Source organism: Sporosarcina sp. FSL K6-1540 (assembly GCF_038620285.1).
GTDB classification, from domain to species: Bacteria; Bacillota; Bacilli; order Bacillales_A; family Planococcaceae; genus Sporosarcina; species Sporosarcina psychrophila.
This window is the reverse complement of sequence record NZ_CP152018.1, coordinates 1,846,838-1,872,409: the sequence shown is the minus strand read 5'-3', so window position 1 is coordinate 1,872,409 and position 25,572 is coordinate 1,846,838. Positions and strand designations below refer to the sequence as shown.

Sequence of the window (25,572 nt, the reverse complement as noted above, 5' to 3'; positions counted from 1 at the left end):
GTATGCGCTTTACAAGGGCTTTTGGGAGGCCATTGAAAAAGCCCTTGTACTTGAAATGAATTAGGATTCCCACTAATACCGCTTCGACGCTTTGTGGATGCCTCCCGCGATAAGCCAGAAAGAAGACCTCTTTCAGTCTTATCGCTCCGGCTACCACGAAGACGCGCCTGCGCTGGATGGTCTTATTTGAAAAAGCGCATTTCATTATCTGTGATGGAATCTGCAACTTAGAGTGCATCTTTCTTGACTATGAATAGTATCAACTAGTAATCACATTATAATCTCGGTATAGACATCTCAAAATTACATTTCTCTCGATAATTAACACCCTAGCGCTCGCGAGGCAAAGACATCCCCACAGCGCCAAGCGTTCTACAATCCACACCTCGAATTACAACTCTCTCATTATTGAGTACCATAACAGATTCAATAGGATTCTTTAATTCAACATATATACATGCCTACTTACCGCCATCCACTGGTCCGTTCTACTGTTGGTACGAACGAACTGGATAATGCCTTCATCCTTGCTTCTAGCAATTTAAGACGCCCCTCGACAGTTCTTGTGTAGATGAAGTCTGACTTTCCAACCCGACGTTTCCACTCTTCCAAGAAAAAGTTCACATATTCTTTCTTTTGTCCGATTACTTGCGGGATAGCATGATAATCAAATCTCTTCCAAAGTTTTCCTGCCTTACGAATTAGTATATATCGTGGATTTTCAATTGGATTAAGAAATTCCTTCAATGCGGTCATGAAGATTGTCTTCTCATGCGTCGTCCCTTCTTCAAGCCAGCATGTATATGTCCCTCCGCCGTCTCGCGTCACCCGGATCATCTTGTTATGGAGTGGCGTTATAACAGCACCTGCATGAAGCATGGATGCATAGACAGTTTCCGCAATCTCTTTCATACTCGCTTCTATGGAAGGATGCTTGCTATACAACTTCACCGTTTTATAGCAAGAAGGTGCTGCAAAAAGGAGCCCGAGCACTGTCGCAATCGCCATTCCTTCTCCGAATGAAAACGCACCAAGCTTTCGGAAAAGATTGCTAAAATCGACTACTGCTTCTAAAGCGATAAACCCCGTGATCCACAAAAGACCTCTCAATGTGTTATCTAAATAATATGGACGCGGCAAGGAGCGTTTATCCGCCACGATTTCCTCGGTCATTTCACGGCCTCCATCAATGGCTCTTTGCCAACGGACGAAAAAAGTGTCCCGTTTGCTTGCACGTTGTACCATTTCATGATTTAACATGGTAACGCGCTCCACCGTGCCTGGGGGAGCCCCAGTCTCCAGTCGAGCAATGCCCGTTTCGATGATATCTCGCTTTGCTCCTATGCCAATTAGTGATCGAAATCTCCGCGTTAGATTATCATAATCCGCTCCTCCACCTGCATCACTTCTATCCACACAGACCAGATGCCAGATGGAAGACGTTTTAGCCTGATCATTTCGATCTGTCCGAATCGCACGTCCGCGCATTTGATTTGACAGCATAAAGGAACCGACATTAGACGCCAAAATAAGTGAATTTATGCAAGGCGCATCCCATCCTTCTCCAAGGAGGGCGGCCGTCCCGGTTAGTACATCCACGCCGCCCCTTTTGAGAACTTCGGTCATTATTGCGACCATCTGTTGCCGATCACCCGAGCCTACCTCAATTCGGATAAAGGACGCATCAACGTCAAGCGGTGATGCAACGACTGTCAACCCACGGTTATTTGCTGCCTCCTCAAATATGGACCATGCACTCACTGGAAGGACGACAATCGACCCAGTTAGGATGCCTAGCTTAACTAATGGACCGAGTTTTCTACGCAGTACTTCAAATATCGGCACGACACCAAGGCGAGCAAATGGACGCTCATCTCCTTTTTTTAATGGCATATCCGCAGCTCGAATGTAATCTGTCAAAATAACCATGCGGAGCTGTTCACCGAGAAGCGCTTTTTCCGCTTTCACAATTTCTTCTATACTCTTCAATTTTGATGCACTATGTATGAGTCCCCTCTTTATGGACGCATTTGAAAGAAGTACGACTTTCCGACGTTCCACCGCCCCGATACGCGTTAAACGTTTTCGTATGTCCTTTAAAATGACATCTTTATCATCCACCTGAAATAACAAGCCCGTAAGCAACTCTTCAAGCCAAGGAAGCGACAACTCCGGCATTTGCTCATCTTTCATTCCGATGATAGGCAGGGCATGGACGTATGCTTGTGAACCGTTATTTTTCAAGAACAAAAGCATACTGGAAAAAACACCTGGACTGGACAAAATCTGCTCTACATGTGCTTCTGGTTCAGCTATCCATGGATGCTTTTCGAGATACATCACAAATTCTTTATCCTTGATCAGTTGCTCGATGAACTTATCCACTTCGTCACGAAACTCTAGAATTCGCATCATTTCATCCGCTTCGGGAATTGAATAGTGAATAAAATCCTGGTGTGGACAAAGTTCCGACGCTTTCACAAGCTCGGGTACTGATATTTCCAGATCAATCGGTCCGCACAATGCGACATAACGCTGCCACTCTGCAGCACCTACATCGAAAGGCGGTGTAGCAGTCAGCGCAACGACAACAGGTTCACCAAGTCTCTCCTTCACATCCATCATCGTCCTCCACCAAGATGTGCGAAGATGGTGTGCTTCATCCAATATTAGTGTGCCAAAACCAATCTGATCCAGTTCACGGATTAGATCGTCACCACTTCCAGTAAAACTGTCTTCTACCGTTTCATCGTCAGTCTGACCTTCATCATCATCGGTTATTTTTTCTTCTCGTCTATTAAATAGACTATGTAACGATTGATAGGTCGTCACCGTGACAAATGCAGGTTCCTTTAAATTAGTCGACATCCAGGTAGGAAGTTCATTTCCAAGGAATAGCTCGGTGAACCTCTCCATCCACTGCGCCCGAATGGCCACGGTCGGCGCAACAATCAAGGTCGGTCGATCAAGCCGAAGCATAACTTCAAGACCTAGGACCGTTTTTCCAGATCCCGGTGGCGCCACGAGATGAAGATGCCCATTCACAAGATGACTTTCCAGTTCGTTCAGTATGCGTCTCTGATATGAACGCCACTCATAACAGAATTGGATGTTATCCGGAAACCGTTCCACAATTTACTCCCCCTTTGACAAGACTGGTCTTCCATACCCCGCTCATTTTTACTTATACTCAAATTATACCAAATGGACACCACCTTTTCTTACTTGTTAGCGGAAAGTTTTATCTACAGAAACTTGTGTATTCGCCATTAGATGCTGAAACTTTTTTATGGAATGAAAAACAGCGTCCCTTTTTGGCAGACGCTGTTTTGAATGACTATTTTCATTTAAAGCAAATACAGAACCCTTTCAGTGGTCTCTATCCACAAAACACTTTGTTTCCACTATCTTCACACTACTAGACTATTTGTTTCGGAAAAAACATTGTCAATATATGTTGAATTAAAGAATACCACTGAATCTACTGTGGTGCTCAATAATCAGAGAGTTGTAATTCGGGGTATGGATTGTAGAACGCTTGGCGCTTTGGGGATGCCTCTCACCGTAAGCCTGGATTAGCGCTTCGCATCCAGTCTTACAGCTTCGGCGACCCCTTTGCCGCGCCTGCGCTAGGGTGTTCATTATCGAGAGAAATGTGAATTTGAGATGTATATAATGTGATTACTTTTTGCTACTCATTATATTCAAGAAAGACACACTCCAGCTTGCAGATTTCATCCCAGATAATGAAATGCACTTTCTACATAGACCATCCAGCGAAGGCGCGTCTTCGTGGTAGCCGGAGCGATAAGACTGAAAGAGGTCTTCTTTCTGGCTTATCGCGGGAGGCATCCACAAAGCGTCGAAGCGGTATTAGCAGGAACTCCAATTCACTCCAAGTATTAGGGCTTTTCAGTGGTCTCCCAAAATCCCCTGTAAAGCGTATACGCCCTATTCATTTGTTCAACATATATAGTTCTCCATTCACTTCAATGCCCTTAATCTTTTACTTAACTCATTAAAAACCTTATCGAGGTCAGCATACCTTTTATCCCCTTGTTTCATCATACTCAACTGCCCAAGCACTGCCTGCAGCTCCGTTTCAAGCCGCAAACGTTCATCAGCAGTCTTTTCAGGTTGCACTATGGCACTGCGCTCTTGCCATTCAGCATATGTCAGCGGTATTTTCCGCACTGTCCCTTGCTCGAATAGAAGCAGCCCGTCTGCCATCCGCTCTGTGAAATAACGGTCATGTGAGGCGAAAAGCAACGTTCCTGGAAACGTCTCCAGTGTCTTTTCTAGCTCTTCTCTAGAAGGTAAATCAAGATGATTCGTCGGTTCGTCCAACAGCAATACATCCGTTTCCTCGACAATGAACTGCATCAATTTAACCTTCACCCGCTCGCCAACGCTGAGGTCCGACAACGGCAGGTCCCACTGTTGCTTTGAAAATCCAAGGTTTGTCAAATGTGTACGGATTACTCCCTGTTCGCGGAACGTATCCACATGAAAATAATTCGCCATCGTCATGTCTTTTGGAAAGTCAGTTGCTGTCTGACTCAAATAACCAATCGTCATTCCGTTCGTTTTCCAGAGACTTCCTTTATAATTCTCTTCTCCAAGTATCATCCGGAAAAGCGTCGATTTCCCTGCACCATTTGGACCGATAAGACCAATCCTCTCACCCGCTTGTACAGTAAACGAGACGTCTGCAAAAAGTTCATGCCCGCTGAATAACTTTCGGACATCTTTTAACTCCATGACTCGCTTCCCTTTTTTCTTCCCACCTTTGACGTCAAAAGACACGCCAATTTCATCTTTAGGCTTCTCAATACGATCTTTTTCCAATTCCCCTTCTAGCCGTTTATGCTTCGAACGGATTTGGACATCGCGTTTTTTCGCCTTCATCCGGAAGTATTCCTTTGCCCCCATCATTCTTCCGCCCTTTTTCGTCGATTCCGCATGTGCCTTCGCAGACCAATTTTCCAACTCGGCGATTTGTTCTTCCACTTGCTCAATCTTTCGCTGTTGCTGTCCATAATGCTTCAACTGGACTTCCCGATTCGCGTCCTTCAGATTCCGGTATTGCGTATAGTTTCCTTTGTAGACCGTCAGTTTGCCGTGCTCAATTTCGAATACGAAATCCGCCGTCCTGTCGATGAAATGCCGATCATGGGAGACGATCAGATACGTACCAATACCCTCATTGATGATCCGGATCAATTCTTCCAGACTGTCACTGTCCAAGTGATTCGTCGGTTCATCCAAAAGGTTCAGCCTGCTCTTCTCAGCGAGCGCAGACGACAGCCGCATCTTCATCCGCTCCCCGCCGCTTGCAGAACTATATTCAGCACGCTCCGGTACTTTCCACTTCCGCCGGTACGTATGGGTTTCTGCCCGTTCCCAATCGATTGTCCCCTCGTCTTCTTGTTCCTGCCTAAAATAGGTGATGGAAGGCGGCTTGCCATTCCAATTAACTGAACCTGACGTTGGCACTCTCTCCCCTGCTAGTAATGACAGCAGCGTCGTTTTCCCCGCACCATTTGCTCCAACAATCGCAATGCACGCCCCTTCCGGAATATCCGCAGACACTCCATCAAAGATTACCGTTTCACCATGTGCTACTGATACTTGATTTAATGTTCCAATAAGCATATCCATTCCTCCAAGTTCGGAGGGAATACAAAAATCCCTCCGACATAAAATCGGAAGGATTAGTCATTATTCATCCAAATTCAAAGTTCTCTAAAAAGCCTCTTGTTCGTGCAAAGAGGAAGGAACTTATTTAAATGTGGACAGACTAATCCTATTTTCCGTTCGAATAAAAAATTCAGTTTCCGGAATCAAAAGATTAGTACTTCATTGTCCACACGTCATTCCTTCCTCTTTTAAAGTTATACATATTATAGCATACTATTCTGTTTTTCTAACCAAGTTACCATAATTCAAGAATAAATTATTCATTCATTTCTTTCTTCTGATACTGTAAAATTAGATAAACACTGAAAAACCCTTCTTTACTCTTTCATTTTACTGAAAATTTCGTTTCCTATTACAATAAGGTGGTGATTGCTATTAAATTTAAAACTGTTATATTATCTACTTTTATAATATTGATTTTTTCGTTGACAGCTTGTACCAACGAGGAAGATTTAGTAAGAGTTGCTTTTGAAGGTGAAAGTGAAAATTGGCGAGTAGAATTAGAAGTAGAGAGGCTTGCAACTCCCGGTAGTGCTTTAACATATAGATTTTTTTATGTTGGAGAAGGTACTCGTCCGGAAACTTTTACTTATGAAATAGAACCTAAAGCCCCTAATACTTTTGAAGAAGAGGGTTCATTCGATGATGATAATGAAATGTATTTACAGATGTATGGCGATACTCAGCCCGTTCATAAAAATATGCCAATTCCAATAACCATTAAATGGGACGATAAAAGTGAAGACTTGTTAGTTAAAATGGTAAAGTAGGCTTCTTTTGAATAAAAAATTCTTATATACTTGACCTATTTTATACAAGGATTAAGTACAAAAAGTATCTCACTTAAAATCAAAGGGACACTTTTCAAATTAGACTTTAGCGTGGGCAAGGAAGAATAACCCTCCCCATTTCACTGAAAAATTTTTTCCATCAAAATTATAATATGGTGGTGATTTCTATTAAATTTAAAACTGTTATATTTCCTACTTTTATAATGTTGATTTTTTCGTTGATAGGATCTTGTACGAACGAGGAAGATTGTACAATGTGTTCTTTAGTAAGACCTATACTCCACATCATGTAAGCCCCTATAGAAAGTGACACTTCCTAAAATAAGAAAAGAAATAGAGATTAGATATAACGTACATATCTAACCTCTACTCTGTGAATATGCAATTTAAGAAACTTTGCACGCTAGGTATTACGTAATTCTGTTCAACTCCCAAAAGAGAAAGCGGTTTAACATTTACCTGGCTACTTATTTAGCGTGCTAAGAGGACTGACTGATAGTGCCTTTTTCGGTGGTATTTTTAGTGAACTTGATGTTATCGGTTGAGGAACAGGCGTTTCAATTCCGTACGGAGATACCGTGTTCATTTCGTCAAGTTTCCCTGTAATCGATAATGCTTCAGGATATCCGAAGCTTCCATGTTCACTATAGTCCAAACCGACTGTTTCTTGTTCTGCCGTCACCCTCAATCCCGTCATCACCTTTTTCATGACAAACAAAATTGCGAAGGATACGCAAAACGCATAGGCAGCCGATACGGTCACGCCCATGAACTGGACCCCAAGTTGAGTGAATCCTCCACCATAGAATAACCCCTCATGCCCAACAGTTGCCAATCTGGGTGAGGCAAAAAACCCAGTTGATAAGGTCCCCCATACGCCTGCAATACCATGAACTGAAAGCACATAAATTGGATCGTCTATTTTTCGTCTTTCAAAAAATCTAGCACTATAAAATACCAGTATTCCGGCAACAAGGCCAATGATTACCGACGCCCATGTCTCTACAAAAGCACATGAAGCAGTAATCGCAACAAGTCCGGCCAATGTCCCATTCAGCATTGTCGGAACATCAGATTTCCCTAAAGCAACCCATGAGATAAGCAACGCACTTATCGCTCCCGCTGATGCTGCCAAACTAGTATTTAAGGCAATAAATCCGAAGAATCCATTCTCTACTCCAAGTGTGCTTCCAGCGTTAAAACCGAACCAACCTACCCATAAGATCAAGACACCTAAAGTAGTGTAAACCTGGTTATGTCCGCTCAAGTTGTTAGCAGTTCCATCGACGTTGTACTTTCCAGCTCTTGGCTTCAATAGAATCGTAGCTGCCAATGCTGCCATTGCTCCTGTTAAATGGACGACTGTTGACCCTGCAAAATCCTGTTTTCCATGCGCTGCCAACCATCCACCACCCCAGATCCAGTGGGCTACTACCGGATAAACGATAATTGAGAACAGCAAGGCAAAGACAAGATAGGTGGAAAGTTTAGCCCGCTCTGCAAAGCCTCCGAAAGCAATTGCTAATGAAATGCCTGCAAATGCAAGCTGAAATACAAAGAATACGGCAGTCGAATAGGTACTTCCCTCTATTTCATAGCCTGAATAGAAGAAGTCAGACCACCCTACAAAAAAGTTCCCATTTTCACCAAATATAAATCCGTAACCAACTGCCCAAAAAACAAGTGAGGCAATTCCAAATGTAAATATAGTTTTACCGGCAATGTGACCGGCATTTTTCATCCTTGTCGAGCCCGCTTCCAATAATATAAATCCACCTTGCATCAAAATGACTAAAATAGCGCCCAACATAATCCAGACACTATTTAATAAGAATAAGTTATCCATCTAAAATTCCCTCCTCCTATTTTTTATTACTTCTAATTTATTTGTACGCGGAACTAGCACCAGAACACTTTCAGTTTTCAACACCGTTACTATGTTAATGTTTTAGCCTCATGTTGATTTGCTTTAGGCAGGCAATGAGCTATGATCCTATCTTGAGCAGGCCGAACCCAGAAACTTTGATAAGACACGAATGATAATAGTACGTGCTCAATAAATAGCACTTAAGTCTTTAAAGAGCGGTTCATGCTTGCGCCATGACTGTACTGGATACTCCCCCTTTTATGTTCGCCAGTACTGCAAATCCTCAAGCAACAACTCTGAATAAACATTCGTAAAAAAACTTATTGGCTCATTGGCTATCTTCCTCAACTCCTTTTCTCTTTCAATACTATCAGCCAGAGGATCCAAGATATTTAGATTATCTGATCAAACATTTACACTTTTATGTTCATAGATAAAGTTCATGAAATACATAAAAGCCAGGCAACTAAATGCCTGGCTCTTGAACGTATGGGTAGATTTCCGAATATGCTTATCGTATCTCTGAGGGATTTTTACCAGTGTACTTTTTAAATTGTCTACTGAAAAAATGGATGTTGTTATATCCTAGAGCATCAGCAACTTCTGTCACTGTGAGTCCTGTAAAAAGCAATAAATGCTCAGCTCGCTTTATACGAGAATAGACAATATAAGACTTGACGGTATGGCCGATGACTTGTTTAAAATTCTGTGAAAAATATCGTTGAGATAGATTTGCACGTTCAGCCAAACTATTAATCGTATGCGGCGACCCTGGATTTTGTTGAATATAATTGGCAATTTCTCGAATCGTTTCTAGTAATTTATTGCTCGTATTAGTCATTTGTTTTTCTTGTCCTCGTTCTTCTCTTAATAAATGGATCATCAATTGCTTCAAGATTAGCTGGGCCTCAATTTTTGCACCAAATGCCTGCACTAGAAATAATCGAACATATTGAGTTAAAAGCGATTCAAAGGTAATGGAATTTTTGAAGACCCGGTGACCTGAAGGTACCAATTGGAACGGTTCAGTTATATCAAAATGAATGTAAGTTAACACGAGGGGATTTTGCGGATTATGTGTGGCTGTTGTCTCATCGCCGGGTTTAAAAAGAAAGCAATGCCCTTTTTCTACATTATATGGCTTACCATTGAGCACTACTGTCCCTTCCCCAGCCCAAACATAAAATAAATCATAGTTGGGAATTGGTTTATCACGTTTTTTCCATTGCCAGCTCGGTTCACAATGAATAGTGGCCAAAAATGGTTTCAACATAAAATGATCTGAATTCAGATAAAGCATCCCAACTCCTCCTTTTATTCAGCAACAACTTACCTATTTACTTTATTCTGCATCTATATGTTAAGCAACTCTAATGCATTGTTCCATTAAAAAAACACCTACCACACGTGCTGATTAACCAAATCAACCAGTAAATAACTTGATTCCCCCCTTAGCACTACTTGTATAGTCGCGTTTTTGGATTACTTCGGATTGAATGACTTCTATTACGATTACCGAGATGTCTGAATGTATAAGTACACAGAGTGCAGAAGCTCTTTGGTATGAAAGAATAGCTGGCTTTTCTATGATGTTTGCCAATTACCAAGCCTGCGCAATCTGGGGCGATACTATTCGAACGGATCGATCGTGAATTCAAGTATTCATTTGATTATATGACCGACCAATTACTAACGATTTCTTGTGATTTTCGTGATATGAGTTGCACCATTTTCATGATTTTTGCTTCATTTGAACATTTTACACTTTTTATTTATTTTTTTAGATAAAATACACGAATTGGGAAAAGATATGAATTGAGGAATAAAAATAAAGGGGCGTTTAAAGCATGTCAATGGAATGGTTTAACAGAGTAACTACTGAGCTTCATGATCATCTGAATTCAATTTGCGATCAATATGATCAAGTCGGTCATATGTCGATTGACCAAAGTGCAAAACATCCACGTATCGAATTTTTTGTCGAAACGGAGGACGACGAAAGGGATTACTTCTGTACCCTTCATTTTGATCCACATAACGCAGAGTTTTACGTGGAAACTTTTGACTTTGAATTCGAACAGCAAACCAGAATCATTCTTACTGACATTGAAGATATAATTGACGCTATTCATGATATCTTCCATGATTTCATCAGTGATGATGAACTAGATGATCTTGACGAGGAGTTCGTTTTAGACGCCGTCAATAGTGGAGAATACTACGTGGGTGAAATTTCTGATACAGAGTTTGAGGAATTGAGCGTCGAATGGGAAACACCTGAAGTCACTGCTTTCCAAATCGAAGATGCAATAGAAATAACGCATCAATTTGGGGTAGTCAATGCTACTGGAGATGGTGTTCTTCGAAGGGTCAAGCGCTTTTGGTCGGAAGGCAACGAGCTTCACAAAGAGGAAAGCAGCTTCGTCTTTACAAAAGAAGAGGCGAGCACACTCATTGCTTTGGTTGCGAGTAATATGGATAAGATGACTTCATATGAAAATCTGTAAAGCTTAAAGAAAATAAACAGGCATTAGGGAATCTTTCCTAGTGCCTGTTTATCGTTTTCATTTCCACGTAGATTTATTTCCATTGAACCGCTACGGCGCTAGGGGAGGCATCTCGCCTTAAGCCAGATGAGGTATTCTTTAACCTATCTGGAATAACCTCTTGGCATTAACTGTATAATTATAGTCAAGAAATCCGCAATCCAGATTGCAGATTTCATCACTAATAATGAAATACTCTTTCTCACATAGACCATCCAGCGCAGGCGCGTCTTCGTGGTAGTCGAAGCGGGATTAGTGGGGAATCCTAATTCATTCCAAGTACAAGGGCTGTTTCAGTGGCCTCACAAAAGCCCTTATAAAGCGCATACGCCGTATTCATTTGTTCAACGTATATAGATTTTTAATTTCCCTTTTTAGTTTTATGTAATTGTTAAGCAATACTTCACATACTCTTATTACTGAGTATTTCCAACTAAGAGGAGGAAATGCATGGACATATTTGCTAGACCTGGAGATTCGTTTTGGAATTTCAGCCAGGTATTCAAGATGCCTCTTCAACTGATTATCGATTCCAACCGAAACATCAACACACAAATACTTACGACAGGTCAGCGAATTCAAATCCCTGGATTTGTTGCTACCAATTATAAAATTCAAACAGGGGATTCTTTATGTTTGATCGCACAAAGACTAAATCTTCCTTTGTATTCACTTCTTCTTGTCAACCCTAATCTTGAACCGAACCGCCTGCAAGTTGGACAGTTGATTAAAATTCCTCAGAGGATTACCTGGAGGCTTATAAACGGGAAACAAAATTTTGATTACGACATTATGATGAATGATATCAGAAGGTTACTAGCCGTTTATCCATTTTTGCAAACCGCTCCTATCGGAAATTCCGTTTTAAAACGAGAAATACCAGAAATCTTGGTTGGTAGTGGAACTAAACGAGTTCATTATAATGCTTCATTTCATGCGAATGAATGGATTACTACCCCTATCATTTTGACCTTTTTAAATGATTATTTGCTTTCATTAACGAACCAAACTACTATCCGCGGTCTTTTTACATTCCCCTTTTACCAACAAACGACATTATCCATTGTTCCGATGATCAATCCGGACGGAGTTAATTTGGTGTTAAATGGTCCGCCTGCAAATGAGCCATGGCGAAGCAGAGTTGTTGAATTGAATAATGGTAGCTTGGACTTTTCAGACTGGAAAGCCAATATAAGGGGTGTGGATCTGAATGATCAATTTCCTGCCAATTGGGATCGGGAAAGAGCTCGTAATCCTAAGTATCCGGGTCCAAGAGATTATGGCGGTGAGCGTCCTTTGTCCGAACCTGAGGCAATTGCAATTGCGGACCTGACAAGAAGGCGGGATTTTGCAAGAGTACTCGCTTTTCATACACAGGGAGAAGTTATTTATTGGGGGTACGAGAACCTTGAACCTCCTGAGTCTGAAGTTCTTGTTAACGAGTTCAGTAGGGTCAGCGGATACGAATCAGTTCAAACAATTGAAAGCTATGCTGGATATAAGGATTGGTTTATTCAGGAATGGCGGAGACCTGGATTCACAGTTGAACTTGGTTCAGGAAAAAACCCGCTTCCCTTGGACCAGTTCGATGAAATTTATCAAGAGACGTTAGGGATTTTTCTAGCAGGTTTATATGTATGACTAATTAAAAAAATCCGACTTAGTATGCGGGTGCCTGTGAACGAAACTGGGTTTTCTTGACGGTATGTGAAGTTCTTCTCCACCCCTTTAGACATTGCACACTAAATAATCATGACCGTTTGATAGCAAAAGGTATTCAATTCATAGTAAGGCAGGTAAACACGTATTGACACGTCAATTTTTCTCTGCTAAATTAACATCTAACACTAAAAGTCTATGACGAGAAAAAGTACGAAAAGGCCCCTGTTCCCTAATAAGTTGGCGCTTAGTGAAAGTCGACGAACAGCCCTTATCCGAAATTCATCTCTGAGATACAAAGCCGATAAGTCAGTTAGCTTTGACGGTTTTCCACCGTTATCTGGGGCACGTATGAGAATACGTTGACTGAAAGCCGTTTGTTTTTAGAAACCTGCGGAGTTATGGGTATAATCGCGAGCACGAACTCGTCCCTTTTTTAGGGTCGAGTTTTTTTATTTGCCAAAGCTGGAAGGAGATTTACTAGTTATGAAAAATTTAATTGTCGTCTTAGGTTCACTCATTATTGCATTTGCTTTTAACTGCTTTCTCGTTCCTTTCGGGATTTTAAGTAGTGGTATTAGCGGAATCGCAATTTTACTCGGCCTAATCAGCCCATTTAACACCGGTCTATTAAATCTAGTCCTTAACTTGCCTTTGATTGTTTTAGGCTACTACAAACTCGGAAAAACAATTACCATTAACACACTGGTTTGCGTCGTGTCGCTCTCGGCATTCTTATACGTGATACCAGTCGTTGCTGTGACAGACAATATCCTGTTATCAACGGTTTTCGGTGGCGGCATTGGTGGTATGGGCGTTGGTCTTATCCTCAAATACTCAGGAACTTCTGGCGGTTTGGATATTATTGCGATTATCGTTTCCCGTACAAGTTCTTTCAGTATCGGCCTTCTCCTCACGGGGATGAATGGCGTAATCGTGCTACTTTCAGGATTTGTCTTTGACTGGGAAATCGCGTTATATACCCTGTTGTCTATCTATATCACTGGTAAAATGATCGATACAATCTTCACAGATCACGTCAAACTGACGCTGCAGATTGTCACGACAAAAGGTGATTTAATACGCAATGAGTTACTGGGATCCATCTATCGTGGGATTACGATTACGGAAGGTTACGGGGGCTATACTCAAGAGAAGAAAGACATTTTAATGATGGTCGTCACGCGTTATGAAACGCTGCATGTTAAAAAGATTGTCCGAAAGCATGATGAAGACGCATTTATTAATATTTATGAGACGGTTGAAGTTGATGGTAAATTTTCAGTTAACTAGTAGATAGTAAAAAATAGGTGCCCGGTTCTGAAAACAACTCAAATTGTTTTAGAACCAGTGGCACCTATTTTAATTCAATATAACGGTTAAGAAACTGATTTATTTTCATATTGTATTTGTCTTCGTCCAATGCAATGGATTCACCGTGGTTTGCATTCGGGACAAGATAGAGTTCTGCGTCACTTGAAGTATGTCGATACAAATCCTTTGTCAACTCTGTTGGAACAAATGTATCGCTTTCCCCATGAATATACAGGATCGGGACACTCGTTTTCTCCACCTCTTTTAGTGCACTCGCTTCTCTGAATGAATAACCTGCCCTGATTTTGGTTAACACACTGGTGCTATCTAACAATGGAAATGCCGGCAGATGAAACATCCGATTCATTTGATACTGGAATAATTGATAGACGGACGCATAGGGACTGTCCGCTATGATGGCTTTGACCTGGCTAGGAAGTTCTTCTTCTCCACTAGCCATCAAGACGGTCGCCGCCCCCATCGATAAACCATGGTAGACCACTTTAATATCAGTTCCAAGTTTCTCCACCAATAGTTGTGTCCAATCAATCAAATCGAGCCGATCTGGCCAGCCAAATCCATAATAATTACCCTCGCTCTTTCCATGCCCTCGTGCATCAGGCATGAAAATATTATAATCCAAATCGTTATGATAATGCTGTCCGAATAGCCCCATTTGCTTCGCGTTTCCTAAATAGCCATGCGTTAAAATGACCAATTTATCCGTTGGCTTGGATGCCGGCAAATAGTAACCTGACAGTTTCAGTCCGTCGCGTGACGTTAAAGTGAGTCGTTCAAAATTTTGATCCGCGACCCAACCTATCCAATCTCCATTCAAAAAGAGGTTCATTGCCTTATCGGATACTTCCAAATCTGCATTCTTCTGCAAGAAATCTTTCGGTCCCCGCTTGACTGCTAGCTCATAAAAAAAGAAACTGCCGATGATTTGGATCAGCAAGAAAACTGTAGCAAAAAGAACAAGTAGCCTCTTCCATTTGATTCGAATCTTACTCATTCCCCTTTACTATGCTGTCTCTTAGCATTCATGACGCCTATGATTAGTATAGTAGAGAAACTGAGAAAAATGAAAGAAATCAATACGATTACAGGAAATACCAATAGAGTTTCTGATAGTCTATCGCATCACCCAAGCAATTCGTGCAAAAAGGAATGGTACCTATTTTGCATTCTCCTACATAGAACTCTGCACCTTGGACACAATAGCTAGGATGAAATCATTCTACAAAAGGAGGTTCAAGTCATGTCGGAAGAAAATAAAAACAAAAACAAAGACAAAGGTAAACAGCGGAATGCCCTCAAATACGATACAAAGCCGAAAGACGATGTTGAGTTTGCACGTGAAAGCGAATTTTTAAATTTAGATGGTAAGAAAAACAAAAGAAAGCGTTGAAAACAGTGCCTGTCAGTTTCCCCCTAGAGAACTGTTAACTGATGCACTGAATTCTACTTATCGCATCTAACATAAATCCCCCTAGTCAGATGAGCATCTGACTAGGGGGATTTATTTTGGATATTTTGACTTAAAACGTTATTAACTCAGCTACTCATCCTCATACATAATCGATTTCTACCTACAGAAAACGCATCGGCCTAAAGTTTAAATAATCACACGCATATATTAATCGAGGACAGACGTATTTTTGATAAGCATAAGGTATGAGATTTCTTTTTAACAAGGTATCAACAATAACTTGTTACGAATTGCGCTAATTGGAAAATTTAACGGTAGATGATGCATGCTTTCTACTACCTTGGTATTAATAAATTGATCAATAAAGGAATGAGGTCTTTGAATGAAAATTAGTTTTCTAACTCCAGCTTACAATAGTGAAGAATGGATTAAGATAATGCTGGATAGTATTCCGAAAGAATATGCTTATGAAATTATTGTTTGCGACGATGGTTCCACTGATAAAACAGTAGAACTACTAAAGGAATATGAAAAAACTTGTCCACAATTAAAAATAATAACGCATGAAGCAAATAGAGGTGCTAGTGAATCATATAATCGATGCATTGCTGAAGCAACCGGGGATTATGTAGCAATCATTGATAGCGATGATCAATATTTACCTCCGATTCGGGATGTACTAGCACAAGTTGACGGTGAATATGACATTTATTACTACAATATGTTAACGAAACACGGACTACAATTTGTGAAAAGTAAAGATGATGCTTATACGTGGTGTGGACAATTTAAGATCATTCGAAGAAGTTTTATAGGGGATGCAGTGTTCACAACGAGAAAAGATTTTGCCGGAGATTGGGATTTTAATAGAGTATTAATGGATAATAACCCCAAGTGTAAATATACTGGACTATTTGCCTATTGGTATAACTATCCTAGAGAAACTTCCGAATCTGATTTGCATCTTAGAGGGCTGAAATAAGGAAATGAATGTCGTTCTATTTCTGGAACAGCCTCTCCAATGAAAGGAGTTGACCTATAACTATATGTTTAAAGATAAAATATTACTAATAACAGGTGGAACTGGTTCATTTGGTAACGCTGTATTAGAAAGATTCTTAACTACTGATATCAAGGAAATTAGGATATTTTCAAGAGACGAAAAAAAACAAGATGATATGCGCATTTTATATCAGAATAACAAAATTAAATTTTTCATCGGAGATGTACGTGATAGTAGCAGTTTAAATAACGCTATGTACAATGTAGACTTCGTTTTTCATGCAGCAGCCCTTAAACAAGTTCCCTCTTGCGAATTTTTCCCCTTAGAAGCCGTAAAAACAAATATTCTTGGAACAGAAAATGTATTAACTGCAGCGATAAACGCAGGTGTGAAAAAAATCATTTGTCTCTCTACAGATAAAGCCGCATACCCTGTCAATGCAATGGGGATTTCAAAAGCGATGATGGAGAAAACATTCATTGCAAAATCTAGAATGGTTACTCCTGACAAAACCTTAATTTGTGGAACTCGCTACGGTAATGTGATGGCATCCCGTGGATCAGTCATACCATTGTTCATAGAACAAATTAAGAACGGAAAGCCGTTAACGGTTACTGATTCCAAAATGACTCGTTTTATGATGAGCCTTGAAGAAGCAGTCGAATTGGTGTTATATGCCTTTACAAACGCAGTGAATGGCGACATTGTGGTTCAAAAATCCCCCGCTTGTTATATAAAAGATTTAGCACAAGCATTGATTGAATTATTTAATGCGAAAAATGAAGTTAATATCATTGGTACCCGTCACGGAGAAAAAATTTACGAGGTACTTCTTACGAAAGAAGAAGCAGCCAAAGCAATTGATATGGGAGATTTTTATAGAATTCCTGCTGATAACCGAGATCTAAATTATGGGAAATACCTCGAAGAAGGTTCCCCTAAAATTACGTTGACCGATGAATATAACTCTAATAATACAAAGACCCTTTCAGTAGATGAAATAAAAGAAAAGTTGTTAAAACTAGATTTCATTAAAGACGAACTGCGTAAATGGAATGGAGGATAACATGAAATTCCTAGTTCTTGGGGCAACTGGAATGGCAGGTCACACCATCTCATTATTTTTAAGTGAGAAAGGGCATGAAGTTACTACCTTTTCAAGAACAGCATTTCCTTATTGCAAGAACATAAATGGGGATATTATGGATGATTTTTTGTTGAATTCAATTCTAGTAAAAGAAAACTATGACGTAGTGATCAACTGCATAGGTATTTTAAACGAAGCGTGTGAGTTAGTACCGTCAAGAGCTGTCTATCTAAATAGTTACTTACCACACCTTATAGCCGATAAATTAAAAAACACCAACACTAAATTAATTCATATGAGTACAGATTGTGTTTTCTCAGGTAAATCAGGACCCTATTCCGAAGATAGCGCTCGTGATGGTGAAACTTTTTATGATCGAACAAAAGCTCTGGGCGAAGTTAATGATAACAAAAATTTAACCTTTAGAAATTCAATTATTGGTCCGGATATGAAAAAGAATGGAATTGGTTTATTTGATTGGTTTATGAAACAACAAGGAACTATTAATGGATTTACAGGAGCCATCTGGACTGGCGTCACTACTTTGACTTTAGCAAAAGCTATGGAAAAGGCTGCAATCGAAGATTTAACAGGGTTATATCACCTTGTAAATAATCAGAGTATAAGTAAGTTTGATTTATTAAAACAATTCAATGCGAATTTTAAAGCGGATGAGTTAACGATTTTGCCTAGCGATTCCGTCAATGCCGATAAAACACTGATAAATAACCGACAGGATTTTTCATTCAAAGTACCCAGTTATGAAAATATGATCATAGAGATGAAACAATGGATTTGGACACACAAGAATTTATACCCACACTATTTCAGTAAACGTTGACCATGTTCTTCAGATAATGGAAGTATAAACAAAGGTACCTGGTCCTGAAGCGATTTAGAATTGTTTCAGAACCAGATACCTTTTTTAATTTGTAGTAAACGGGTTTGCGACCATTACTTTTCTTTAAGATCTTAAAGGTCACTGAAGACTTTTCCCTTGTAAACACTAGTAATTGCCACCTCGTAATCTTCCAGTTCACACTGTTCTTAACTTGCTTTATAACATTAATATTTCCCGAATGTCTTCTTCGGTTAAAGTAGACGACGCTTTCTCCTCAGAATCGATGATTTCTTCAATCAGATGCCTTTTCTTATCTTGCAATTCATTTATTTTTTCTTCGATTGTACCGCGGGCAACAAGCTTGATGACTTGTACAACATTTGTCTGGCCAATACGATGCGCACGATCAGCTGCTTGCTCCTCAACCGCAGGATTCCACCAAATGTCATATAGAATAACGGTATCTGCTCCCGTCAGATTGAGACCTGTACCGCCTGCTTTCAAGGAAATGAGAAATAAATCACGTTCACCTGCATTGAATCGATTACAAATTTCCACGCGTTTCTCTGATGGCGTTTGTCCATCAAGGTAGAAATAAAGCAGTTCTTGATTCGCTAACTCTCTACCTATAAGTCCAAGCATTTTCGTGAATTGGGAAAAAATCAACACCCTTCTTCCCGACAGCTTGGATTCCTCTATAATCTGCATTAGCTGTTCAAATTTCCCCGAACTTCCTTTATAGCCATCCACAAATAAGGCCGGGTGACAGCAAATCTGTCTTAACCGAGTCAAACCAGCGAGAATTTTGATGCGGTTTTTTCGGAGTGTATCCTTGTCGAGATGTTTCAGTGTGTCGTGTCTGAGCTTAGCCAAAAAGGCAGCATATAGCTTCTTCTGATCAGGTAGCAACTCCACCGATTCCAGCCACTCGACTTTTTCAGGAAGCTCCGCAAGGACATCCTTTTTCAACCTACGAAGCAAAAATGGACGAATCCTCCGGGCAATCGTTTTCCTTGGCAGATTACTGAATTCCTTAAGACCCTGAAATAATTCAGGAAAGACAACCCGGTAAATGGACCATAGCTCTTCTAATGAATTCTCTATCGGTGTACCAGTTAGGGCGAAGCGGTTATCTGCCTGTATCTTCCGCGCTGCTTTTGCTGTTTGTGTCACAGGATTTTTAAATGCCTGTGCCTCATCAAAATAAACGGTATGAAAGAACTGTTTTTCGTACCACATGATGTCACTGCGCAACAACGGATAGGAAGTGATAAGAACGTCCATATCTATTACATCCTTCTGTAAATTGCTCCGCTCTGTCTTATTACCATCTACCACAACAGCTTGAATCTCTGGAGAAAACTTCATGATTTCACTTAACCAGTTATACGTCAAAGATGATGGGCAGACAATAAGAACCGGGAGCTTCTTTTTACGGATGTTAGGAAGCTCGGATAAAATAAACGTGATGCTTTGCACTGTTTTACCCAGCCCCATATCATCTGCAAGAATCCCGCCGAATCCGTAATGAGCAAGTGTTTTCATCCATTTGTAGCCATCTTTTTGGTAGTCCCGTAATATTGGATCCAAACTTTTTGGGACTTCAAACCCCAAACTGTCTGGATTGTGGACGTTCTCCAAAAATTGCAGGAACGATTTCTCTAACGTGAACACATCACGATTATCGACTGAATCAAGAAGCTGAAGACCTTGAGCAAATGGTAATATCAAACCGCTTTCCAATTCTTCATGCTGTTCAGGAAGTGCATTCAAGAAGCGGTTCATTTCTTCAAACTCCCTCGTCTCCAATGAGAGTATGGATCCATTACCCAATCGATAGTACTTCCGTTTTTCTTCTAGAGCCAATAGAACTTCACGTATATGCTTTTCAGGGATACCATCGAGCTCAAATTTGAATTCTAGCCAATTGGTTCTCTCTTTTTTCATCTTCACAGTAATCTTCGGGTGAGCTTTGCCTCTAAATATCCGATTTTTCACAGCCGTAGTTGCATATATTTGCGCAAACGTTTTAAGCTTCGGAACGACATGATACAAAAATTCATATTCCAATTCTTCATTGTGCAAAAAATAACCGCCGTCTGTCTTGGAAAACAAGCTTTTTTCTATTAACTGCAAGATCTCTTCTTCCTTATCCATATCCCTCACAAAAGTGGAGCTTGCCGGGATATCCCCAGTAGGTTCCAATGGATTGATCATAATATTTTCATAATGAAACTCCAACCCAACGAGCAATCGGTTTTTCACACGATCCAAGTACACTTTAGCAATTAGCGGTGTCTTAAGAAGGTGCTTATACATACTGTCCGATAGTTGTACATTGCCTAGTTTCTTCAAACCAGGCACCACTTTTTCTAGAAAAAAACTAACCTGCTCTTGAGGAATCGAAATTTGATTCGTTCCTGAACCATCAAGCAACTCCTTTAGGTCCGAGAGACGTTTACAATCCTCACTTTTCAGCTGGATTAGTTTCCCTTCAGATAAGACAGAGCTGTATGAATTCAGCACAACCATTTGATTCAACCCTTTGATCTTCAGTTGATAGCCTTTGCCCTCAGCTTCAGCAAAGTCAAACTGTAAAGAAAGTGGTTCGTTCGATACACGAAGACCGGCATACATATTCCCGCCATATTCCAATTTAATCGATGGTACTCTCTCAAGTATGGGAAATAGCCTGTCCCAAGAAGATGGAGGAATCAGTAGTGTATGATGATCGCTGACATAATTTGATTTCCCCAACAATTCATCAACATATACATCTTCATCATGAATTACTTGGATAAGCTGCTGGATCAAAGCATTTGTTTCTTTTTGAAAGCAATGAAGATTAGGGTTAAACGTGAATGAATTAGAAAGCACGCTAGTATGTCCGTCTTTCACATGCTTCAGAAAGTCCCTGATATTCTGCACATTAGTCGGACCAATCCTCACCTTTATTCCAAATATATGCCGCCCCTCTCCTAGGGTAACGGCTTTGCACGTAAATTCCACATCAAGCACTTGCCTGTTTTCAAAGTGAAGCTGATGACCGCTAGAGCGTTTAGGTTGGGCATTGAAAAGTGTCAGTAAGCCTTCCGTTAGTTCTTGATTTGTTAATGAATCAGACTGGAATCCACTTAGACTATTGGGGATTTCCTGACGCTGAAGTGCATTAATCGATAGTAAAACGGCTGCAATATGCTGACAATCCATTTGAAAGGAAGCTAGTGCAGGACAGCTACATTTCGTAAGTAAACCACCTTTTTCATCCTTTTTAATGGTGACATGGAAATCATCCATTCCTGCAACTGTTGCTTCACAACCATTAGGACCGTAGTTTTTAACTGTCACTTTATTAGCCCGATAAAAAGCTTCACCTCTTTTGAAGGAGACTGTACCGCACTTGTCTTTAATTAACTCTCGGTTTAATTTTATATTCATTGGTCTGCCTCCTCCCTCGTTTCGGATTCCGGGTTCTCGCTTATTACCTTGAGTATACCAAACAAGCTTTCGGTAATGTAGGGGTTCTGGAACAGTTTGAAGTTTAATGAGAACTCGTCACCAATATAGGTGATTTAACCGAGATTCACCTTTAAAGACAACCAGATAGCGCAAGGTAAACAGACATCCATTTGAAGGACAATTATATCCTTTAATGGGTGACCATATTTTCACATTCTTGCAACTAGATACTCGGTACTTAACAAAATGGAAGCAAGTTGTTTTTTTGTGCTTAATACTAGGGAGCATTTTCCAATACCGCTTCATCGCTTGGTGATGGCCTCCCGTAATGAGCCCGCCAGAAGATCACTGTCAGTCTCATTACTTCGGCTCACACTTGTCGCTCCTTCGCTAGAATCATTCGTCGTACAAGGAGATTATTAAAGTTTCTATTGAATTCTAATTATAAATTTAAAGTGCCTAGTCTATAGCGGTAAGCCGCAACATAAAATTCGTGAATTTCTTCATCAACATTATCGATAGCCATGATTTTTTTTGAATAGATAGTAAGGTATAGTAAAGCTAGGTGATGATATGAAAACAAAGATTTACGTAAACAATGACAAATTTATAGCAGGGATGACCATGAAAGATGGAGCCGAACTTGAACACAACAACATGGCGCTCCATGCCTGCAAAAAAACCGATAATATAATCGAAAATCGCAAAAGATTAGCCGTTTCCTTACAACTCGAGCTGAGTGACTTCGTTTGTGCCACTCAAACACACAGCGCCAATTTCTATCGCGTGACGCTCAACGATAAAGGACAAGGTGCCGAGCGAATGGACACCGCCATTGCGGACACAGACGCCCTGTATACCTATGAGCCCAATCTTGTATTGTGCAGCTTTACTGCTGATTGTGTACCCGTGATTTTTTACAATGAAGTGAACGGCCTCATCGGCGTGATCCATTCTGGATGGCAAGGCACAGTCAAAGAAATCACGTCGAAACTATTCGAACATTTAACACAAGTTGAACGCTGTAATCCGAGCGATTTTCACGTCCAGATTGGTGCAGCGCTAAGCCAGGAAAAGTTTGAAGTCGATGAAGATGTCTATTTAAAATTTAAAGCGCTTGGCTATGCGGATGATTTTATGTATTACAATGACGACACTCACAAATATCACATCGATAATCAGCTCGTCGTGAAAAGGCAATGTGAGTTGGCGGGAATTCCAGCTGAGCGGATTGCGATTGATCGAACTTGCACGTATGTAGATCCAGATGGTTTTTCTTATCGAGAGGATAGACAATGTGGGAGGCATTTGGGGTTCGTTGTAAAAAAGGACATTGACCAAATGGAGATAGAGTAACAATCAATTACATCAATGCAAGCTATCCGAAAAAGCACATCAGCTTAATACGTTGATGTGCTTTTTCGGATATTACTGTTTTCTCAAATAGCGAAACTTCCCCCTTGCGGCAGGGTCCACCCTAAACTCGCAAAACCTTGTGGCTCTAGGTTCATGAGTCTGTTAAAGGTTACTAAGTCTATTAAGTCTTTAAATAAAATCATTATATAGAATTCGCTAATTAACATGCATTTCTCTTTTTCTATAAAAAATCAAGACGAATTATTACACTTAGACACAAAAGGATCTTACTAGAAAAAAAGAGGATAAATCCTCAAAAAGGACAAGTCCTACTCTCTCAGACTATCAAATATAGCCACAGAAACGCACAGGTTGCTCATAGACCAATGATAAACGGAAATAGGTGTATATGTCTTTACCTCTTCTTTTACGGATGATTCTATACTATCTGTGAGCGTTTTTAGAAAACCGAAGAAGATCAGCGGAAATGGCGAAAGGATTTTGTATAATTATTCGTTTAGACACGTCTAGCGTCCACCTGAAAGCCCGTTAATTCAACGATGTATAAAAATTTGATGCATAAAAAAGGGAAGGGCTATAGGAGAGAAACTGAGGCATGACAAGGGGTTGCCTGTTGGAAACAACTGCCAAGAATTTTTATTATGTAAAGCTGTTGTGTTTTGAACCTGGCGTGACTATCTTTGGGACTAATTGTGAATGAGGTTGCTTGGCTGATATTAGATGTTTAAACAAATATTTTTTGTTGTTGATTATAGAAAAATACAGTGACAAAAGCTCTGGCTACTACGTAAGCAAATGTTTCATTAAAACCATTTTTGATTAAGTAATCAGCAATTGCATCAGTAATGGTAGTGCCCGAGTTAGAAAGAACATTAATTAAATCGTTCATTGCTTTCCAATGAAAAATAACTAGTCCTACTCCCAAATTGTCTTCTATTTTCTTTATTGTTGCATCCCAGCCTTTTTGGCCAGTTTTATTCATTACTTCTTTTAAAGCCTTCGCGCCAAGTTTTGCTGTTAAAGTAAATTTACCTCGTGTTTGCATTTGGTCAGTTGAATCATGTTGGAGCTTTTCAATAAGAAAGTCTCCATATGATGGATCATTAAAATTTTCTTTTTCTGATTCAATGATTTCTATAAGGACTTTTTTAAAATTTTCTTCGCTTGATATAAGTTGGATTTCATTTTGAATGCTCCGATTTGATTGAGCATTAGCTGTTGGTATTATTAATGATGTACTTAATAAAATTCCTGACAGTACTCCCGCAATAATTTTTTGACTATTTTTCATTTCGTTTCCACCTTTTTCTTTTTTTTGCAATACTAACCATTAATATAGTACTATTTATTCTGTCACGAAGTCAATTAGAGTGAAAAATCAATTTTAAAAATATTTATAGGGAAGTGTTTTTTTGAGTGAAAATAAAGAAAATGAACTACCATGGTATTTGAAAAAAACACCTTTTTTGATCATTGCTTTTTGTTTTGCACCAGTGGCTTATATAATTGTTTTTTTAAATTGGAATCGTTTGGATAATGAAACAAAGGGGAATCGTTTTTTTGTAGCATCTATATTATTTTTAATCTTCTCTATAGGTCTTATGCCTCGTAGTGTTTTGAGTATTTCTCTTACAATTGGTGTAGTTATATTTCTTTGGGCTGCTACAGTTGCTGTTTTGTTAAGAAGGAAATAAATCGTAACCTTTGTGAAGCTTAAGAGCAGTTTTTTTTATCCCTTTCAATGTTCGTAACTTTTAAGTATTGACACCAAAATCAGGATGCAGTAATATCAAGGCATCAATCGGTGTCGTAACTAAGTGTCATAAATAGACCGCAAAAAAGGGGGGCAAATACATATGAAATATGGTTATGGTCGCGTAAGTACAGCATCACAAGATTTAGAGTTACAGCTACAGACATTGAAAAGTGAAGGTTGTGACAAAATTTATTCCGAGAAATTCACTGGAACTAAAGCGGATCGCCCCCAATTTGTAGAGTTACTTTCATTGCTGAAAAAAGGGGATACATTGGTAGTTACGAAGCTAGACCGTTTCGCAAGATCGGCAGAAGATGGGGTAAATCTAATCAAAGAATTGCTTTCAAAAGGAATCAAGGTTCACATATTAAATATGGGACTTGTAGAAGATACATCAATGGGCAGATTAATTTTAAGAATGTTATCAGCCATTGCGGAATTTGACAGGGATATGATAGTTGAACGATTAGCAGAGGGTAAAGCAATTGCGAAGCAGAATCCTGATTTTCGTGAAGGTAGACCGAAGAAATTCACTAAAAAGCAAGTAGCACACGCTTTACAGCTATTAGAAACAAATTCCTATACGCAAGTAGAAGAAATTACAGGGATTTCTAAAAGCACACTAATCCGTGCCAAAAGAGAAGTAACAAAAGGGTTGCTTTAGTTTAAGTATCGGCTGCCTTTACAGGGCAGCTTTATCTTATTGAGTAATGAAGTTAACTACTTCCGAGAAGAACAGT

The 25,572-nt window shown here is 39.9% G+C and carries 18 protein-coding genes; 11 read left to right on the top strand and 7 right to left on the bottom strand.

Features of this window, described 5'->3' with window-relative positions; genetic code table 11:
- Nucleotides 1-465: 465 nt before the first annotated feature.
- Together MKY15_RS08500 and abc-f are read right to left on the bottom strand one after the other, a co-directional pair.
- Nucleotides 466-3,132, bottom strand: coding sequence for a DEAD/DEAH box helicase family protein (locus MKY15_RS08500; protein WP_342539443.1), 2,667 nt, complete (start codon nt 3,130-3,132; stop codon nt 466-468).
- A gap of 852 nt (nt 3,133-3,984) precedes the next feature.
- Nucleotides 3,985-5,655, bottom strand: coding sequence for an ABC-F type ribosomal protection protein (gene abc-f / locus MKY15_RS08495; RefSeq protein ID WP_342539442.1), 1,671 nt, complete (start codon nt 5,653-5,655; stop codon nt 3,985-3,987).
- A gap of 410 nt (nt 5,656-6,065) precedes the next feature.
- Here abc-f and MKY15_RS08490 point away from each other — a divergent pair, with 410 nt between their 5' ends.
- Nucleotides 6,066-6,470 (top strand): hypothetical protein, encoded by a 405-nt coding sequence (locus MKY15_RS08490; RefSeq protein ID WP_067204543.1) that lies wholly within the window; start codon nt 6,066-6,068, stop codon nt 6,468-6,470.
- 484 nt (nt 6,471-6,954) lie between these two features.
- Here the strand turns inward: MKY15_RS08490 and MKY15_RS08485 are convergent, their stop codons facing one another.
- Entirely contained in the window at nt 6,955-8,337 is a 1,383-nt protein-coding gene (locus MKY15_RS08485) for an ammonium transporter (RefSeq protein WP_342539441.1), read from the bottom strand.
- A gap of 532 nt (nt 8,338-8,869) precedes the next feature.
- Complete coding sequence (locus MKY15_RS08480; RefSeq protein ID WP_067204540.1) at nt 8,870-9,658, bottom strand: AraC family transcriptional regulator; 789 nt, start codon at nt 9,656-9,658, stop codon at nt 8,870-8,872.
- 547 nt (nt 9,659-10,205) lie between these two features.
- On the opposite strand from MKY15_RS08480, the gene MKY15_RS08475 reads away from it, so the two are divergent.
- The 3 genes from MKY15_RS08475 to MKY15_RS08465 all read left to right on the top strand — a co-directional run bounded on the left by MKY15_RS08475 (nt 10,206) and on the right by MKY15_RS08465 (nt 13,856).
- Nucleotides 10,206-10,865, top strand: a complete 660-nt coding sequence (locus MKY15_RS08475; protein ID WP_342539440.1) for a hypothetical protein — start codon at nt 10,206-10,208, stop codon at nt 10,863-10,865.
- Between the two features lie 489 nt (nt 10,866-11,354).
- Nucleotides 11,355-12,545, top strand: coding sequence for a M14 family metallopeptidase (locus tag MKY15_RS08470; RefSeq protein WP_342539439.1), 1,191 nt, complete (start codon nt 11,355-11,357; stop codon nt 12,543-12,545).
- Between the two features lie 504 nt (nt 12,546-13,049).
- Nucleotides 13,050-13,856: a YitT family protein gene (locus tag MKY15_RS08465; protein WP_342539438.1), complete on the top strand. Its 807-nt coding sequence runs from the start codon at nt 13,050-13,052 to the stop codon at nt 13,854-13,856.
- A gap of 64 nt (nt 13,857-13,920) precedes the next feature.
- Here the strand turns inward: MKY15_RS08465 and MKY15_RS08460 are convergent, their stop codons facing one another.
- Nucleotides 13,921-14,892: an alpha/beta hydrolase gene (locus tag MKY15_RS08460; RefSeq protein WP_342539437.1), complete on the bottom strand. Its 972-nt coding sequence runs from the start codon at nt 14,890-14,892 to the stop codon at nt 13,921-13,923.
- A 246-nt stretch (nt 14,893-15,138) separates the two neighbouring features.
- On the opposite strand from MKY15_RS08460, the gene MKY15_RS08455 reads away from it, so the two are divergent.
- The 4 genes from MKY15_RS08455 to MKY15_RS08440 all read left to right on the top strand — a co-directional run bounded on the left by MKY15_RS08455 (nt 15,139) and on the right by MKY15_RS08440 (nt 18,240).
- The gene (locus tag MKY15_RS08455; RefSeq protein ID WP_187046415.1) at nt 15,139-15,288 is read left to right on the top strand and encodes a hypothetical protein; all 150 of its coding nucleotides are present in this window, start codon (nt 15,139-15,141) and stop codon (nt 15,286-15,288) included.
- 403 nt (nt 15,289-15,691) lie between these two features.
- The gene (locus MKY15_RS08450; protein WP_067204523.1) at nt 15,692-16,291 is read left to right on the top strand and encodes a glycosyltransferase family A protein; all 600 of its coding nucleotides are present in this window, start codon (nt 15,692-15,694) and stop codon (nt 16,289-16,291) included.
- 64 nt (nt 16,292-16,355) lie between these two features.
- Nucleotides 16,356-17,378, top strand: coding sequence for a polysaccharide biosynthesis protein (locus MKY15_RS08445; RefSeq protein WP_342539435.1), 1,023 nt, complete (start codon nt 16,356-16,358; stop codon nt 17,376-17,378).
- 1 nt (nt 17,379) lies between these two features.
- Nucleotides 17,380-18,240, top strand: a complete 861-nt coding sequence (locus tag MKY15_RS08440; RefSeq protein ID WP_342539433.1) for an SDR family oxidoreductase — start codon at nt 17,380-17,382, stop codon at nt 18,238-18,240.
- Between the two features lie 216 nt (nt 18,241-18,456).
- Here MKY15_RS08440 and MKY15_RS08435 read toward each other — a convergent pair whose 3' ends face one another.
- Nucleotides 18,457-21,678, bottom strand: a complete 3,222-nt coding sequence (locus MKY15_RS08435; RefSeq protein WP_342539431.1) for an SNF2 helicase associated domain-containing protein — start codon at nt 21,676-21,678, stop codon at nt 18,457-18,459.
- Nucleotides 21,679-22,272: 594 nt separating this feature from the next.
- Here MKY15_RS08435 and pgeF point away from each other — a divergent pair.
- Nucleotides 22,273-23,055, top strand: coding sequence for a peptidoglycan editing factor PgeF (gene pgeF / locus MKY15_RS08430; RefSeq protein WP_187046412.1), 783 nt, complete (start codon nt 22,273-22,275; stop codon nt 23,053-23,055).
- Nucleotides 23,056-23,800: 745 nt separating this feature from the next.
- Here the strand turns inward: pgeF and MKY15_RS08425 are convergent.
- On the bottom strand, nt 23,801-24,367 hold the full coding sequence (locus MKY15_RS08425; RefSeq protein WP_342539430.1) for a hypothetical protein: 567 nt from the start codon (nt 24,365-24,367) through the stop codon (nt 23,801-23,803).
- 121 nt (nt 24,368-24,488) lie between these two features.
- Between MKY15_RS08425 and MKY15_RS08420 the strand changes: the two genes are divergently transcribed.
- Entirely contained in the window at nt 24,489-24,770 is a 282-nt protein-coding gene (locus MKY15_RS08420; RefSeq protein WP_342539429.1) for a hypothetical protein, read from the top strand.
- 162 nt (nt 24,771-24,932) lie between these two features.
- Nucleotides 24,933-25,496 carry a recombinase family protein gene (locus MKY15_RS08415; RefSeq protein ID WP_342539428.1) on the top strand — a complete coding sequence of 188 codons (564 nt, stop codon included), beginning with the start codon at nt 24,933-24,935 and terminating at the stop codon, nt 25,494-25,496.
- Nucleotides 25,497-25,572: the final 76 nt, after the last annotated feature.

Excerpts from the sequence above, each read along its gene's own strand:
- abc-f (WP_342539442.1), bottom strand. The coding sequence starts at position 5,655 with ATGCTTATTGGAACATTAAATCAAGTATCAGTAGCACATGGTGAAACG.
- MKY15_RS08485 (WP_342539441.1), bottom strand. The coding sequence starts at position 8,337 with ATGGATAACTTATTCTTATTAAATAGTGTCTGGATTATGTTGGGCGCT.
- MKY15_RS08480 (WP_067204540.1), bottom strand. The coding sequence starts at position 9,658 with ATGCTTTATCTGAATTCAGATCATTTTATGTTGAAACCATTTTTGGCC.
- MKY15_RS08475 (WP_342539440.1), top strand. The coding sequence starts at position 10,206 with ATGTCAATGGAATGGTTTAACAGAGTAACTACTGAGCTTCATGATCAT.
- MKY15_RS08470 (WP_342539439.1), top strand. The coding sequence starts at position 11,355 with ATGGACATATTTGCTAGACCTGGAGATTCGTTTTGGAATTTCAGCCAG.
- MKY15_RS08465 (WP_342539438.1), top strand. The coding sequence starts at position 13,050 with ATGAAAAATTTAATTGTCGTCTTAGGTTCACTCATTATTGCATTTGCT.
- MKY15_RS08460 (WP_342539437.1), bottom strand. The coding sequence starts at position 14,892 with ATGAGTAAGATTCGAATCAAATGGAAGAGGCTACTTGTTCTTTTTGCT.
- MKY15_RS08455 (WP_187046415.1), top strand. The coding sequence starts at position 15,139 with ATGTCGGAAGAAAATAAAAACAAAAACAAAGACAAAGGTAAACAGCGG.
- MKY15_RS08450 (WP_067204523.1), top strand. The coding sequence starts at position 15,692 with ATGAAAATTAGTTTTCTAACTCCAGCTTACAATAGTGAAGAATGGATT.
- MKY15_RS08445 (WP_342539435.1), top strand. The coding sequence starts at position 16,356 with ATGTTTAAAGATAAAATATTACTAATAACAGGTGGAACTGGTTCATTT.
- MKY15_RS08440 (WP_342539433.1), top strand. The coding sequence starts at position 17,380 with ATGAAATTCCTAGTTCTTGGGGCAACTGGAATGGCAGGTCACACCATC.
- MKY15_RS08435 (WP_342539431.1), bottom strand. The coding sequence starts at position 21,678 with ATGAATATAAAATTAAACCGAGAGTTAATTAAAGACAAGTGCGGTACA.
- pgeF (WP_187046412.1), top strand. The coding sequence starts at position 22,273 with ATGAAAACAAAGATTTACGTAAACAATGACAAATTTATAGCAGGGATG.
- MKY15_RS08425 (WP_342539430.1), bottom strand. The coding sequence starts at position 24,367 with ATGAAAAATAGTCAAAAAATTATTGCGGGAGTACTGTCAGGAATTTTA.
- MKY15_RS08415 (WP_342539428.1), top strand. The coding sequence starts at position 24,933 with ATGAAATATGGTTATGGTCGCGTAAGTACAGCATCACAAGATTTAGAG.